This is a genomic window from Sphingopyxis sp. RIFCSPHIGHO2_12_FULL_65_19, from assembly GCF_001830555.1.
Lineage (GTDB): Bacteria > Pseudomonadota > Alphaproteobacteria > Sphingomonadales > Sphingomonadaceae > Sphingopyxis.
Genome location: NZ_MIAM01000062.1, coordinates 18,629 through 35,099, shown reverse-complemented (window position 1 = coordinate 35,099; position 16,471 = coordinate 18,629). Strand labels below are relative to the sequence as shown.

General features: G+C 66.2%; 6 protein-coding genes. All 6 read right to left on the bottom strand.

Annotation, left to right across the window (positions count from 1 at the left end; all coding sequences use genetic code 11):
* Window positions 1-134: 134 nt before the first annotated feature.
* The 6 genes from cysS to A3E77_RS16710 all read right to left on the bottom strand — a co-directional run bounded on the left by cysS (window position 135) and on the right by A3E77_RS16710 (window position 15,601).
* Window positions 135-1,673 carry a cysteine--tRNA ligase gene (gene cysS, locus A3E77_RS16735; RefSeq protein ID WP_293648008.1) on the bottom strand — a complete coding sequence of 513 codons (1,539 nt, stop codon included), beginning with the start codon at window positions 1,671-1,673 and terminating at the stop codon, window positions 135-137.
* A 46-nt stretch (window positions 1,674-1,719) separates the two neighbouring features.
* Window positions 1,720-9,492, bottom strand: a complete 7,773-nt coding sequence (locus A3E77_RS16730) for a hypothetical protein (RefSeq protein ID WP_293648006.1) — start codon at window positions 9,490-9,492, stop codon at window positions 1,720-1,722.
* 30 nt (window positions 9,493-9,522) lie between these two features.
* On the bottom strand, window positions 9,523-11,346 hold the full coding sequence (locus A3E77_RS16725; protein ID WP_293648004.1) for a ShlB/FhaC/HecB family hemolysin secretion/activation protein: 1,824 nt from the start codon (window positions 11,344-11,346) through the stop codon (window positions 9,523-9,525).
* A 182-nt stretch (window positions 11,347-11,528) separates the two neighbouring features.
* Window positions 11,529-12,287 (bottom strand): hypothetical protein, encoded by a 759-nt coding sequence (locus tag A3E77_RS16720; protein WP_293648002.1) that lies wholly within the window; start codon window positions 12,285-12,287, stop codon window positions 11,529-11,531.
* Window positions 12,274-14,364: an adenylate/guanylate cyclase domain-containing protein gene (locus tag A3E77_RS16715; RefSeq protein WP_293648000.1), complete on the bottom strand. Its 2,091-nt coding sequence runs from the start codon at window positions 14,362-14,364 to the stop codon at window positions 12,274-12,276. Before A3E77_RS16715 ends, A3E77_RS16720 begins: the two co-directional genes overlap by 14 nt.
* A 4-nt stretch (window positions 14,365-14,368) precedes the next feature.
* Window positions 14,369-15,601: a CHAT domain-containing protein gene (locus tag A3E77_RS16710; RefSeq protein ID WP_293648078.1), complete on the bottom strand. Its 1,233-nt coding sequence runs from the start codon at window positions 15,599-15,601 to the stop codon at window positions 14,369-14,371.
* Between the last annotated feature and the right edge of the window lie 870 nt (window positions 15,602-16,471).

The window sequence follows — 16,471 nt, the reverse complement described above, 5'->3', positions numbered from 1 at the left end:
GGAGGGCCTGTCCGTGCGCAGCGGGTGGGTCATTCATGCCCTCCCAGTTTCAGGTTGACCAGCCCCCGACTGGTCAAGAATGTGCTGGGAGCACATTCGACCTGAAACTCCCCTCCCGCAAGCGGGAGGGGGATTTAATCGCCGAGCCGCCAGTCCCAGCCGAGCGGGTCGCCGTCCATCACTTCGACCCCCGCGGCGATAAGCTCGTCGCGAAGTTTGTCGGAGGCGGCGAAGTCCTTTGCCGCGCGCGCCTCCTTGCGGCGGGTGAGAGCGGCTTCGATTTCAGCCTCACTGATGGTGGCAACCTTCGGCCGGACGCGGAGGTCTGCGCGATCCATTCGTAGAATATTCAGGCCGAGCACTTCATCGGCAGTCGCGATCATCTCCCAGCGATCGGTCAGTGAGATTGCGGAGTCTCCTAAAATTGCCTCAATTATTGGCAACGCCTTTGGCGTGTTGAGATCATCAGAAATGGCCGCTTCAAAGTCACCAAGGTATCCAAGTATCGCAAATCGGTGCCACTCGCTTCGGGGGAGGGGCTTTGCATCCTTTTGTGAGCGAACCGGCTGACCCGTTTTCTCATGCTCTTTCCAACGTTGAACTTCTATGAATTTGAGCATCCGCTTCAACCGCGTCAGCGCCGCCCCCAGCCCCTCCCACGAAAACTCCAACTCGCTGCGATAATGCGCCTGCAAGCACATCAGGCGATAGGCGAGGGGGTGGTAGCCCTTGTCGATCAGCAGTTGCAGGCGCAGGAACTCGCCCGCGCTCTTGCTCATCTTGCCCGAGCGTTCGATCAGGAAATTATTGTGCATCCAGATGCGCGCGCCACTGGCGTCGCTGCAACTATGCGCCTGGTTCTGCGCGATCTCGTTCGGGTGGTGGATTTCGCGGTGGTCGATGCCGCCGGTGTGGATGTCGAACGGAAAGCCGAGCAAAGCTTCCGACATCACCGAACATTCGAGGTGCCAGCCCGGCGCGCCTTTGCCCCAGGGTGAATCCCATTCCATCTGGCGCGTTTCGCCCGGCGGGGTCTTGCGCCAGATCGCGAAGTCGGCGGCGTGGCGCTTGCCCTCGACCTCTTCGATGCGGCCTTCGCCGTCCTCGGTCTTTGCGCGGGCGAGCGCGCCGTAATTGGCGACCGTCGAGGTGTCGAAGTAAAGGCCACCCTCCAGCTCGTAACAATGCCTGTCGGCAATCGCCTTCGCAAACTCGATCATCTGCGGGACATAATCGGTGGCGATCGACCAATGGGCGGGCTGGCGGATGTTGAGCGCCTTGACGTCGGCCCAATAGGCCTCGGTATAATGGCGCGCGATGTCCCAGATCGACTGCGCCTTTTCGGCCGCCATCTTTTCCATCTTGTCCTCGCCCGCATCGGCGTCGTCGGTCAGGTGGCCGACGTCGGTGATGTTGATGACGTGGGTGAGTTTGTAACCCTTGAACGACAGCGTGCGGCCCAGCGTGTCGGCAAAGACATAGGCGCGCATATTGCCGATATGCGGGTAATTATAGACCGTCGGGCCGCAGCTATAGACGCGCGCCTCCGGCGGGTTTGCCGGATCACCGGGAACGCCGGGATGGACGGGCTGGAATATTTCCAGCTCACGCGTCAGGCTGTTGAACAGCTTGAGCGGCGGGCCGGAAAACGGCGAGGCATGGGCGTCGGTCATGCCGCCGCCCATGCCTTGGACCAAGCCGGTCCGTCAACCGAAAGGCTCAGGGCGTGTCGGTCGGCGCGGTCCACAGGTCGTCGTTGCCCGCGCCGGTCACCGGATCGTCGAGCAGCGGCTCGCCGGTCAGCGGGTCAAGCTCGCGCATCGTGATCAACGGGACCGGCAGGCTGCTGCCTTCGCCGTCGGCGCCTTCGTCGTCGCCGTCGATCTCTTCCTCGATCAGGTCCTGGACGGGGAAGCTGTTTTCAAAATCGACGATGACGGTCGTGCAAGCACCGCTATTGGTGATAAAGCAGCCGTTGAACGTCGACCGCGGATCAAAACTGCCGGCCGTCGGCGCCGATCCGTTGACGGTCAGCGACGGGAGGACGTCGAGGCCCGTGACCTGTCCCGCCGAGCCCAGTTGCACCCCGTTGATGACGATGCGGGTGCTGGGCGACAGCGTCGCGACGTCGAGTCCCAGCGCGCCGAACGTCAGGCCGCGCCGCTGGCCCAGATCGGTGCCCGCGCCGCTGTTCTGGACATAGAAGCCGCCGCTGACGGTGGCGCGGATACCGCCCGCGAACAGCGCGCCTTCGTCGATCGTCACGCCGTCATTTTCGCCGAGCCGGCTGTTGATCGCGTCGATGGTCGTTGCCGCGCCGACCGCGGTGATCGCCGCCGGTGTCGCGACGATCACATCGTCCGAAAACAGATTGAGCTGTCCGGCGGGGTTGCTGCCGTTGACGAGGCGCACCGTGCCTTGGCCCAGAATGACCTCCAGCGCATCCTCGCCGATCAGGTTGAGCGCATTGTCGTCGGTCAGGCCGGTGAGCTGGGCGTTGCCGATCACGCGCATCTTGCCCGGCGTCCGGATGGTCAGCGCGCCATTCGCGCCCAGGTTCGATCCGGCCGCGCCGCCGGTCACGGTAAAGCCGTCGATGATCACGTCGGGGGGCGCCGCCGATCCGATCGAGGTGTCGCCCGCGGCCTCGACCTCGGGCGCGAATATCTCGATCTGGGTGCCATAGAGGCGCGTCATTTCGTCGGCGCTGAGATGATAGCCGTCGGGGGTTCCGCTGCCGCCGACAAAGGTCTGGTTGTCGCTGTTGTTGTTCGCGACCGACAATTGCTGGGTGACCCCCGCCGTGCCGACGCGCGCGTCCGGCGCGATGCCGATATCGGCCGAAGCGAGCGAAATCGCCTGGCCTGTGACGATTCCGGTGACGCTTAGGGTCGATTGCGCCGAGGCATTCAGGCTGCCCGTGACGTCGATCGTGTCGAGGTTCAGGAAACCGCCGCTGTTCGCGATGTTCGCATTGGCCGCCGTCAGCGCGATGATGTTCATCGCCTCGCCGCTGGTGCCGAAATCGGCGGTGCCCGCAACGGTGCCGCTCGCGACCGAGAAATCGCCGTTGCCGCGGACATAGGCGTCGCCGACAAGGGTGGTCAGCGTCGTGAAATGCTGGTTCCCGCCGCTTTCGATGCGGATCGCGTTGGCGCTCGCGGCAATCGTGCCGCTCGAGCCGAGACCAGCAATGAGAATATCCCCACCAATACTGTCAAGACTCGTGGTTCCTGACGAGGAGACTTGCCCTGCCGTGATGCCCGCATCGCCGCTCAGCGTGACGTTGGCCCCGCCGACCGACGTGACATCGATGGCGTCGCCCGATTGAAGAGTGACGTCGCCGAATGCCTGTGTGCCGCCGCCGTTGATGCTCGCGGTCGAGATAACGACGATATTGCCATCGGCGGTCAGCGTGTCGATCGCGGCGCCGACGGGGTTCGACAACGTCGCAAGGCTGACCGAAGCCGCGGTAATTGATACATCGCGCCCTGCCGCCACCGCGGCGTCGAGCGCCGCTGCACCGTTCGCCTGGACGATGACGTCGCTGAATGCATTGATATTGCCGAGCGTCGTTCCACCGCCCTGGGTGCGGATGCTGCTGTCGCCGCCGGTGGTGCCCAGCCCCAGCGTCGTCGCGCCGTTGACCGCGATGCTGTTCGCGGCATTGAGCAGGATGTCGTCGCCTGCCGACAAGGCGGCTGAGTCGATTGCGCCCGTCGCCGAAGCCATGACGATGTCGGCGCCGTTGATGCCTTCGGTGCCTTCGCCCATGCCGATCGTGAAGGTGGGGCTGCCCGACGCGGCCGAAAAGCTCAGGATATGGGTATCGGCCCCGGCGCCCGTGGTGCGCACATTGAGCGCGGTGATGTCTCCGGGCGCGTTGACGGTGATGTCGTCGCCGCCGGTGACGTTGGTCAGGCTCGCGGTCGTGCCCGCGAGGATCAATATATCTTCGCCAGCGGTGCCGCCGGTCACCGACGCGGACGTCCCGGCGCTGACGCCGAACATGCGCGCCGCGCTGCTGTTGGTCAGTGTCGCATTGCCCGCCGCGACGACGAACAGATTGCCTTCCGCCGCGAAGCCGTTGGCGTCGATATATCCGCCGTTCGCCTGGCCCGATGCCGCGATGTTGCCGTTCGAGTTCAGGAAGATGTTGCCGCCAGCGACAAAAGTGCCGGTCAGGTCGTTTTCGGCAAAGACGGAAATGGTGCCGCCGACATCGGCCGCATTCACCGACACCGCGCCGCCGGTGCCGAAAGCAAAGAAGGATGCATCGCCGGTGACCGTGCCGGTAAGGTCGATACTGTTCGCGAAAAGGGTGATGTCGCCGTCTGCGGCGATCGATCCGCCGCGGATGCCTTCGCTGCCCGCCGCGGTTCCATTGGCAAACAGGTTCACCGACATGCCGGCGTCGATGTTGTTAAAGACGATCGACTGGCCGTCCACTTGGACAAAGCCGCCCGCAGTCGAATTGCCAAGGTCGACCGCGCCCGGCGAGGTGATCGAGATGTCGCCGCCGGTGATAATCGAATTGACCCCGGTGCGGAAGCTGCCGGCGGTCGCGGTGAAACCATTGATCGCTTCGGCATGTTCGATGCTCGCGGCGCCGCTGCTGTTGATCACGATCTCGGCGGCATCGAGCGCATCGACGCCAATCGTCGCGCCCGGACCTTCGCCGGTCAGTGACAGGGTGCCACCCGCCGCCAACAGGCTGCCCGCCGCGCCGCTGACGCTGGTTCCCGCCACGACCGCCAGATCATTGGCGACCTGAAGCGTCGGCGCGGCGTTGTCGCCGCGCTGGTCGTGGCGAATGTCGATCTGATCGCCGGCCAGCAACTGCGCCGCCTGACCGACAACCACCTGTCCGTTGCCTTGCGCATAGAGACCGATCGAACCGTCGGTGATGACCGACAGGCTGCCGGTTTCGATCGTCCCGCCGGTTGCGCCGAGGAATACGCCCTCCGGTGCTTCGTCGGTGTCGTTATTGGTCGGATTGGCGAGGCCGCGCACTTCGACTTCCAGGCTGGTGAAGTCGATCCGGCTGTCGGTCCGAATTTCGACGCGACCCGCGACATCGCCGCTCGCAAAAATATTGGTGTTGCCGAGATCGACAAGTCCCGGTCCGGTTTCGGCTGCGAGTGCGTCAATGTTGACGCGGCCGCCCACGGTGCCGGAAAAGCCGGCGTTGGAGCCGGGCAGGCTGCCGCCGCCACCCGCCAGGCCACCATTGCCGCCGCTTCCCGATTGGCCGCTGACATTGATTTCAAGCGACTCGCCGGCTGTCGTGATCGTCCCGCCATCGGCAATCATCCGCACCGATCCGCCAACCCCGCTGCCACCGACGCCGCCATCGCCGCCGAAATTCCCTTCGCCAAAATCGGCGCTCGCGCCGTTGCCGCCATTGCCGCCCGTGCCCGTGCTGCCCAGTTCGACGATATCTCCCGAAGCCAGTCCCAGCGTCATCGTCGCGCCCCCGCGGGCGATGACTTCGGCCGCGCCGCCCTGTCCCGTGCCGCCGTCTCCGCCCGAAGGTGCCACCGTCGCCGACGAGCCAAAGCCCAGATTGCCGTCACCGCCGTTGCCACCGTTCGCGCCGGTGACGAAATTGGCTTGCGTGACCCGGACGTCGGCATTGGCGCCATCGGCCACCACGCTGGAACTGCCGCCAACGGCGTTGCCGCCGTTCCCGCCGCGCCCGTCGTTCCCGCTGGCACCATTGCCGCCTTGCGCGGTTGAATCGAGCGTGATGTCTAGCGTCCCTGCATCGAAATCGTCGATAATCGCCTGCGCAACGCCTCCCAGCGCATTGCCGCCTGCGCCGCCGACATTGTGCGATCCGCCCGCTCCGCCAATGCCCTGCGCGAGGGCGCTGACGTCGGCGATTGTGCCGGTGGTTGCCGACAGGCCGATGGTTGCGTCGCCGCCCCGGCCGGTGCCGCCGGTGCCGCCGACACCGATTCCGGTGGCGCCGCCCGAGCTGCTTGAGAAGAAGGAAGAGCCGCCTTCGCCGCCGATTCCCGTGGCGTCGGCGATCACGCTGCTGGCCGTAAGCGAACCGCCGACAAGGTTGACTTGCGCCGAGCCGCCCGATCCGTCGCCGCCGTCGCCCGGTGTGCCGGGCACGCCGCCGAAGCTGGAGGCGTTGAAAAAGGCGCCGCCGGAGCCGCCGGAACCATTGGCATAGGCCGCGATGACGCTCGCATCGACGACCGCGCTGCCACCGATGTTGATCGCCGCGTCGCCGCCGACACCGGCGCCGCCGGTGCCGCCCGCGACGATGTTGGCGGAATCTTCGTCATTGCCGTCCGATCCGAAACCGCCTTCGCCGCTTGCCGATGCGATGATGTCGGCTGCGGTGATTGTTCCGCCCGACAGATCAATCGTGGCGACGCCGCCAGTGCCGGTTCCGGACAGCCCTGCGGTGGTGCCCCCGAAGCCGTCGGCGCTGATGCGCATGTCGCTGATCGAGGCATCGCCGCCCGTCTGGGTGAAGATCGCCGTGCCGCCGTTGCCATTTGCGCCGCCGCCGCTGCCAATACCATCGGCCGACAGATCGATGACGCCGCCAGACAGGATGCCGCCCTGAACGTCGATCGTGATGGTGCCGCCCTGGCCGTTACCTGCGGTGTCGAACGGCACACCCGGCGATTCGGTGTCCGGGAAGGTGCGCCCATCGGTCGACGCAAGAAGCTCGCCATAGCTGATTTCGCTGGCCGCATCGGCCGCGGTCCGGATCAGGACGGTCCCGCCGATGCCGGTCGGGCCGGTCGCGCCGGTGTCCGTCGCCCCACCCGATGTGCCGTTCGCCGTCACCACGCTGCCGACACCCAAGTCGATGCGGCCGCCATCGGCGATAAACTGGACGGTGCCGCCCGTGGCCGTTGTCCCTCCGGCACTGACGCCGGTTGACGCGCTTGCGTCGAAGCGGTTCGAGGCATCGAGCGTCGCCCGGATCTCGCCGCCGCCAGTTGCCAGCAAGTCGATGCTTCCGCCCTGCGCAGTGCCGCCGGTGCCGGTGACATTGACCGTGCTGCTGGTCGCATCGACGTCGTAGACTTCGGCCACGATTGTCCCGCCGTCGGCGAGAAAATCAACATCGCCGCCGATGCCGTTTCCGCCGCTTTGGGCCACCGTAAACGACGAGTTGCCGCCCATGGCCTGGACGGCCAGCACATTGGCCGTGGTGATCGTTCCCCCGACTGTCGCGCTGACGGCGACATTGCCGCCGGTGCCGGTAACGAAATTCTCGCCGGAAAAGATGCCCATGCCGACCGCGAACAGGTTGATGCTGCCGCTGCTGGCGATCGTTGAGCCATTGGTCGCGGCGATCGTGACATTGTTGCCGGTTGCCGCGCCGCCTTGTCCACTATTGCCGCTCAGGCTGGTGGCAGACCCCGCCCGCGCCGACGCGTCGAGCGTGATTTGCGTGAATTGCGCGTTGACGCCGCCATCGACCGTCAGCCGTGCCACGCCGCCCAGGCCGTCGCCGCCTGTCGTATTTTCGCTTCCGCCGGCATCGCCGCCGCGTCCGAACCCGCTGGCGCCGAGTGCGCCCAGCGAAACGGTCGAGGTTGCGTCCGCATTGATAAGTATTTCGGCGGTTCCGCCCGTCCCGTTCCCGCCATTCTGGGTCAGGAAACCAGCGACGTTCCGCCCGCCTTCGCCAGTGGCCTGAACGAAGCTTTGCGCCGTCGACAGAAACGACCCGGCACCCGTGACGCTGATCCGCGCCGTGCCGCCGCTGCCGTCGCCGGACTGGGTAAGGCCGATGCCGCCGAGGCCCCGGGCGTCGAGCGAAAGCAGCGCCGCCGGCCCCACGCTGCCGCCGTTGGCGACGGTCAGCGCCGCGGTGCCGCCCGTTCCGTTGCCGTTGACGGCGGGCGGGCCGCTGTTGAAGCTGAAAACCCCGGTTCCAAGTGCGTTGACGAAGATATTCCCGGCGGTCAGCGCGCTGCCCGCGCCCGACACAGTGATGGCGGCGCTTCCAGCCGTGCCGTTGCCGCCGCTGCCGTTCGTTCCGAGGCCGCCGATGCCATTGGCCTCAACCGTCACCCCTGCGGTGGTTACGCTGCCGCCAGTAATCGTCAGATTTGCGGTGCCGCCCTGACTGTCACCCGTAAGCGTGTCGGCGATGCCCGATGCCTGGATCGTGAGCGCGCCCGGCGCCGAAAACGTGCCCCCTGAGACATTCACCGCGGCGTTTCCGGCCGCGGCGCCGCGACCGTTCGATTGGACGGTAAAGGTCCCGGTCGCGCCGCCTGACTGGCTGGTCCCGATCGATACCGTTGCGCTGGCGTCGCCGATAAAGGTGCCGTTGCCCTCGACAAAGAACTGTCCTGCCGACGAAAGCGGGGGCGGGGAGCCGGGCAGGGGCTGCGTCGGCTGCGCCGCAAAAACGTTGCTGGCGCGCGCGATCGTGTCGCTGCGGAACAGTGTGTCGCCCGCGGTGATGTCGGCCGCGGTTGCGTTCACGGGCGCCGCCGCCAACTCGCCGCCAACGACATTATAGCCCGCCGACAGGCGCACCGCGCCGTCGGCCTCGGTCGCCGAGACCGCGTCGTCATAGCCGATGGCGCCCGATACCAGCATCGTGACCGCGTCATTCTTGGGAATGGCGACCATGTAGATGCGGTTCTGGTCGGTATCGCCGTCCTGATGTGCCGGGCCGGTCGTCGTGCCGCTGTGGGTGATCGCGTTGCCGCCTTCGACCCCGCGCGTGACGTTGATGTCGAACAGGCCGCCATTGATGCGGATGTCGACCTGTTCGGCGGCGACATAGGCCGCCGATCCGTCGACCCGGACGGCACCCGCCTGGACGACGCGCGGCGCGACGAGCGCGACGTAGCTTCCGCCGGGGTTGCCGACCTTGTTCGCGTTGATCGCGCCATTGATAGTGATCGCCGACGTGCTGCCCGCCGTCCCATCGAAACGGATATCACCCCCGGCACCGAACAGGCCGCCGGTCGTGACGACGTCGTTGGTGGTGAGGACGAGGCTGCCGACGTTGATCACGCCGTTCGCGCCGATCAGGATGCCGCCCGCGTTGTAGAACCAGATATTGCCGCCGCGCGGCCCGGAGGTCGATCCGACATAGCTGTTGACCGTGCCATTGAGCGCGATTTCCCGGCTGAGCGAACCGCCGCTGCCGTCCACGAAGCGGTTGAGGACGGTATAATCGCCGGTGCCGATGAAATCCCAGTTTTCACCCGTGGGCAGCAGGTCGATGGCGCCGCCGGTCGGCGCGGTATCGGTTGGCACCCAGTTGATGATGCTCTGGTCCTGCGTGACAGTGACCGTCGTCGTGTTGGTCGTGCCGCTGTTGGACACCGACGTCCCGACGCCGACATCCGCAAAGACGGGATTGGCATTGACCTGCGCCAGCGCAGGGCCGCCATAGGCAAGCGCCGTCAGGCCCGCCGCGATCGCGCAGCTTTCGAGGAGGCGCCGTTTCCCTTTGCGGGGTGTCGAAGCGGTGGCGGTGGCACGCATGGCGGTTGTCCTCGATGCAATATTCATGGATCAGCGCGCCCGCACGCCAAACTGGGTGGTCAGCGACACCAGCAGCCGCGGGTCGGGCTTTTCGGTCAGGAAGCCGCCGCGGTTGAGCGGAACGGCCATCGTGACGTCGAGACGGGCGAGATCGCCGTAAGCGACACGGACGCCGCCACCGGCCGAATAGAGCTTTTGCGGGTCGAGGCCATCGAAGGCGGCGTCCTCGTTCCACACCCATGCTGCGTCAAAAAAGACAAAAGGCTGGAAAGCAAAGCTTTCGGTATTGGCCGGGACGAACGAGCCGTAGCGCGCCTCCAGTGCCACTGCGACGCCGCTGTCGCCGATGACCGTGCCGGGGTCGAACCCGCGCCCGACAGTGAAATTGCCGCCCGAAAACTCCTCATACGCGAGCAGCGGGTCGCTCGACCACTGGGCGCGGGGTGCGGCCGACAGGGTGAACAATTTGGCCGGACGCCATTCGGCGAGTGCGTTGGCGCGGACAAGGAACGCGTCGGGTTTGCCTTCGACACGGGTCAAGGGCACTGCGCCGGGCAGGAAGCAAGCCGCGCCGCCGGGACCGCAGTCGTCGCTAGCTCCCAGAAAACCGACCCCTTGGCGCGCTTCGAGCGATGTCGAAAGCGACCAGCGCGGTTCGGCAGGGCCATAGCCGCCGCGCCCCGCGATTGATGCTGGATCGACCCAGCTGGCGTCGGCGCGAAGGTTGAAGACGCGCAGCCGGTCTTCGTTGATCGGGACGCCGGTCAGGCTGATGTCCTGATCGATGAAATCGAGTCCGCCACCGATGGTCAGACGGCGCGCCTGTGTCAGGACAAGCGGATAGGCGGCGTACAGGCTGACGATCTGGGTGTCCGACTTGATCGGAAGGCCGGCGATGTCGGGGCGCGTCCAGGCATAAGTATAGCTTGCGCCGAGGCGAAGGCCTTCGCCGCCGACGCGGAACTCGTGAGCGAGCTGCACGACCTTTTGTTCGTCTAAATCGGGGGTTGCGTAAAAGCTGGCGGTCGTGAGGTCACCCATGCCGGTCAGGCCCGCGAAGCGCGCGCGCGCGATGCCGCCCCAGCGGCCGACGTCATGCGAACCGAAATTCTGGGCGTTGAAATCGAACATGACGGGGGTGCGGGTGACGGTTATTTCGCCGACAACTTCACCCGGCACAGCGCCAGGGCGCAGCGTCAGGCGCGCGTCCATCCCCGGAATGTCGCGCGCCAGCAGCAGGTAGCGTTCGGCATCGACGATGTTGAACACCGGCTGGTCGTCGAGCCGCGACAAATAACGCTGGAGCAGCCGTTCATTGGCCCCGGCGTCGCCGCGCACCTCGATACGTGCCATCCGCGCGGCGAGGATGTCGAGTTTGACGACGCCGTCGTCGATCGTCTGCGGCGGTACGCGGACTGCCGCCAGATAGCCTTTCGACCGCAACATCGTTGCGGCGCGGTCACGGATGTCGCACACCGCCGCGATCGGCAGGTCTTGTCCCACGCGATCGGACCAGCTGGATGCAAGCATCGCGGTGTCGATGCCCTCGACGCTCGAAAATTCGACCCCGCGCAATGTGATGCGGATATTGGCAAATTCAGGATTGGCGAGCGGGCACGGCGCGCGTTCGACCTCGTCATCGACTGCGATGATCTGTTCGCTCGGCTGCGCCGCGGGGGGCAGTGTTGGACGCTGGATTTCCTCGCGTGTCGGAATCTGCGGCGTCGCCTGCGCCAGTGCGGCGGCGGGCACGGCCGCCGCGATCCCTATCGCCGAACCGGCCAATATCGTGCCGATCGCGGCGCGCCTGCGCCGACCGATCCCGTCAATCCCCATTTCCCCCCACACGGCCATCACCACCCCTTGCGTACGGGCGCGCCGCGACGGTCGCCGCGCGCCAACTTCAATGGCTCCGCCGTTGAACCGGCGGCGCTGATTGCGACCCAAGGAAATGTTCCGCCGCGCGACTGACGGAATTTCCCTGAATGATTATCAGATGGATAGGGCGGATACAATGGCCGCCCTATCCCTGATGTTCAGCCCGCTTCGGACTCCGACATCGTGTCGACCAGCCGGTTGAGCTGCGGCGAGCAGCCCTTGGTCATCAGCATGTCGATCGACGCTTCCACCGTGTCGGGCGCATTCTCCACCGGCGTAAAGCGCACCGTGACCGGCTGCGCCAGCCCACCGCCCGACAGGCGATAGTCGGTGCCATATTGCACCGGCAGCGTGTCGGTCGGCCATTTGCGGAAATTGGCGCCATCGACGATCGCGACGGTCGCCTTGCGGCCCGCGCTTTCGATTTCGAGCGCGGTGTCGCCTTCCATATTCGGGCGCCACAACATCAGCGTGGCCGGATCGGCGACGCAAAAGGTGCCCGCTTCGCGATAATCGAGCAGCCAAAGATTGGGCGCGCGTGCGTCGGCCGGGATCGGATCGTTCGGGCCACGTGAAAACCCGCCGCGCGACCGCGTCGTCGGCCCCTTGGCGAGCATCCGCGTGACATTGGTGCCCAGCGACTGGCTGGCCTGCACCGTGCCGGTGGCGCCGAAGGTGCCGGGGCCGGACAGTGTGCGCGTCTTGCCCGCCTGCATCAACACGACCTTGTCGCCCGCGACCAGGGTCAGCTTGTCGGCGGCTTTCAGCTTGGCGCCGGTGGGATATTTGGCGGCCGACGGTCCGGTCGAGCGGACGACCATCGATTGCGCGGCGGCGGTGCCGACAACGGCCACCGCCATCATCGCGGCCGCGGCGGTGAAGCCAAGGCGGCGCATCGGCAAATCAGGAAAGGACATAGCTTTCTCCTTTTTCGGTCTCGTTCAGGCGTTCTATCAGGAACAGGATGGATGCTTCCTGACCGAATTCGGTGGTCAGTGCTGTGGCGCCCGTCACATATGCGTCGGTGTCGCCCGCCATATGGGCGGCGACAAGCGCGGTGATGCGCGCGCGCTGGCCGGGTTCGAGGTCAGGGCGCGGGGTAAGGACATCGACTGGCTGCGCGCGGCCGCGCAACGTCACCCGGCCCATCGGGATCAGGTCGTCGCGGCCCGATCGTGCGGCGGCTTCGGCCGAGATCAGCACGCCGGTCTTCAGGCTCTTGTTGGCGGCCTCGAGCCGCGAGGCGGTGTTCATGCTGTCGCCAAGTGCGGTGTACTGGATGCGGCCCTCGCCGCCGAAATTGCCGACGATCGCGTCGCCGACGTGCAGCCCGACGCGCGTCATCCCGATCGGCGGGATATCCTCGGCCATCAGGTCGGTGCGGAATTTCTCGCCCTCTCGATACATGGCGAATGCCGCCGCCGCTGCCCGCTCGCCATCGTCGGGACGGCTGAGCGGCGCGCCCCAAAAGGCAACGACCGCGTCGCCGACGAATTTGTCGATCGTCCCGCCATGTTCGAGCACGATGTCGGACAGGCGGTCGAGATATTCGTTGAGCAGCCGCGCAACCGTTTCCGGCGTGACGGCGTGCGAGAGCTTCGTAAAGCCTTCAAGGTCGGTGAAGACGCAAAAAATGTTGCGCCGCTCGCCATGGAGCGACAGTTGGTCGGGGTCGCGCATGATCTGTGCCGCGACATCGGCGGGCAGATATTTGCCGAGCGCCGATTGCGCAAAGGCGCGCTGGCGCGACCCGATCGTCCGCGCCGCGGTGCCGACTGCGGCATAGCCGAACAGCCAGCCAATCGCCCAGCCAAAGGTCGGCAGCGTGGTCGTGTCGACGCCGCGCCCCTGAACCCAGAAGGGAAAGGTCACGAAAAACGCCATTTGCCCAAGAAATGCGAGCGCCACCCAGCGTGCGCGCAGGTCGATGAGGCTGGTCAGCCCTCCGGCCGCGACGACCAGGATCGCGAGTGCCCAGAGTGCCGGATTGGCGAGCGGCCGCGACCAGGCGTTATCGAGCTGCTGCGCCAGCATGTGCGCGTGGACTTCCAGCCCGATCATCGTTTCATGCTGCCCCGTGATCGGGTCGGGAAAGCGGCTGAGCGGCGTGTTGAACTGATCATTGTCGATGATATCGCCGCCGATCAGGACGTAGCGCCCCCGCACCAGCTCGGCAAAGCCTGCGCGCATGTCGGCGTCCATCGGCATCGCAAAGCTGTCGATCGGGATATTGGCAAAGACCGGCTCCTCCTGTCCTTTCGCCGCGCGCGCGGGAACCAGGAAGCGGATGTTGCCCTGGTAATTGGCATGCGCCGGATCGACCGGGGCGAGCGCATTCGACATCAGCGGCGGCAGGTTTTTCGGCCGGTCGGGCCATTTGCGGATCACGTCGTCGTCATCGGTGCGGAACAGCACGCTCGTCGGTTTCGTTTTTTCGGTCGCAACGTCGGCGATGTAGGATTCCAGATATTTCTGCTGTTCGTAAAAGATCGTGTTCGGGTTGCTCGCCTGTTCGGCATAGGCAAGCCATGTCGGGGTGCGCATCGCGCGGAGCTGCGCTTTTAGCACATCATCGTCGGGGCGCGGCGAGTCGAACGCGATATCGATCCCGATCGCCTTGGCTCCCATCTGGTCGAGATTGCCGAGCGCGTTCGCGAGCAACGTCCGGTCGAGCGGCGAACGGATGCCGGTGTTGAACAATGTCTCGTCATTGTAAGTGACGAGCGTGATGCGCTTGTCCTGCTCGACCTGCGGCGCCATCAGCGTCGCGCGCGCATCATAAAGCGCCCGCTCGGCGGCATTGATCAGCGGCATCTGCCAGCTGAAGCGCGCGATCAGGACCGCGATGACAAGAAAGATGATCGTTGCCGCCATCCGCGACGGGCCCAGCTGCATGACCAGCCGCCGCACGCGTTTGCGCAGCGGGACAGTGGCCCGCTGGCCGTTGGGCGCGGGCGTGTCCGCCGCGGGCGTCATGGCGTCGTGCGCGGTCATCGGTTCAGCGGGCGGCGCGGCCGGCGGTCTCTCCAGCGGGGGCGGCGGCAGTCGTCGTGTTGCCGTGAAGCAGCGGCTGCCCGCCGTCGCCGATGATCGCGAAGCCTGCCCAATAATAGGGATGCGAGGTTTGCTGATCGTCCATCAGGCGCATCTGCGTTCCCCACAAGGCATCGGCGACGCTCACCCCCTCATTGGCGGCGAACAGTCCGCCGATCAGCCGCTTGGTGGCGTCGAAATCATCGGGCGCGGGCCAATGGCTCGCGATCACCGACCGGCCGCCCGCGCCGATAAAGCTGCGCACCAACCCGTCGAGGGCATTGCCGCCTCCGCTCGCCAGCCCGGCCTCGCGCGTCGCCGACACCGACGCGGCGCCCGCGGTGTCGCAGGCCGACAGAATGACCAGATCGGCGTCGATCTTGAGGTCGAAAATTTCCTGAAATGTCAGCAGCCCGTCCGAATCGCCGCCGCCGAACGAAGTGACGAGCGCCGGGCGCGCCGGACAGGCAGGACGCGGCGCGGTGACAAGGCCGTGCGTTGCGAAATGGATGATGCGATAGTCGCCGAGGTCGCCGCGGTTTTTCACGGCCGTGTCGGTGAAGGCTCCGCCGGTGAGCAAGGCGCCCGCCGCCCGGCCCATCGCATCGCGCGCGGTCACCAGTTCATCGGCCGAAATCGGACGCGCCCATTGCGACGCATCCCACAGGCAATCGCCATCGACGCCGCCTGCGACCCCGCCGCGGGTGCCGAGCGAGGGCAGCAGCTTGCCATCGACCGGCAGATTTTCGCCGAGCCCGAAATATTGATTGGCGGCCTTCGACGGTGCCGCCTGGCGCGCGTTGCGGAAGCCCAGGGTCGAGACCGCGGTGCTGGGGCGCGTCGTGCGGCCGAGCCAGGCGATCTGGCGCATGTCGAAGGGATCGGCGTCGGGGTCGAGCACCCGCTGTTCATAGGCAGCAAGGCCCGTGTCGGCAGTGACGAGCAGGTTGATCGGCAGTCGCAGCATCCCGCCGTCGGGCTCGAAGATCAGATGTGGAACCGTCGGCAGCCGCGCCGCGACGGGGCCGAAAAGCTGTCCATAAAGCTTGTACGCCGTCGCCGCGTCGAACGGATAGGTCACGCGGCGGCCATTTTCGACGATCGAGATGGTCGACCGGATCGTATCGACCGCGGCGTCAAGGCCCGCGGCGCTGATATCAGAGCGCCACAGCTGCGCGCTGCCGGGTTCGACCAGCATCGCATAGACGGCGTCGCCGACCACGAGCATCTTCAGATAGGCTTCGTCGGGGCGCAGCACCTGCTGCAATTCGGGAAGGTCGAGCTTGCCCTGTGCGACGACACGATATTGCGGAAAGGCCGACAGCGCGACGACGGTTTCGGCCTGCTGGAACGCCAGATTGTCGAGCTGGGTCTTGATGTCGGCGCGTAGCGCGTTGATCTCGGGCGATTCGGGAAGCTGCGACAGGCGCGCATCTTCGATCCGCGCGCGTTCGATGTCGCGGTTCAGCGTCGTTGCCTGACGGAACAGCCGCGCACCGTCGCCGCTGCCGCTCGACAATTCGCGGGCCAGCACCGCCTGCGTATCCGCGACCCCCGGGCGGACCTGGAGCTGGCTGGCGACGAAAAATTCGCCCGCCGCGTTCGGGTCGGTCGCCGCCCGGCTGGCGAGCAGCCGGTAATAGGGCGCCATCATGTTCGCCATGCCCGTTGTCGAGCGCTGTGAGCCCGCGAGTGCCGTCACGACCTCGCGATAGATGCCGATCGCCTTGTCGTCCTGTCCGTGGCGGGTCAGGAAGGCGGCGTAGCGCGCGCGGGCCGAAGCGAGCGCGTTGGTTTCGGGATATTCGATCGCGAGCGCATCGACCGATTCGCGGAAACGCGCATCGGCGGCGCTGTTGTCGCCCAGCGCTTCTTCGGCGAGCGCAAGTTCGCCGAGCATCTGCGAGCGCAGCCGGATGATCGAGGTCACGCGGCCTTGCCGGACGGCGAGCGCATCAGACAATCCCTTGACCTGGGCCGCTTTCGCGGCTCGCGCATCGCCGCGTAGCCGTTCGACCGTGCCGAGCAGGTGGATGGCCTGCGCGTCGATGATCTGGGCGCGTTCGGC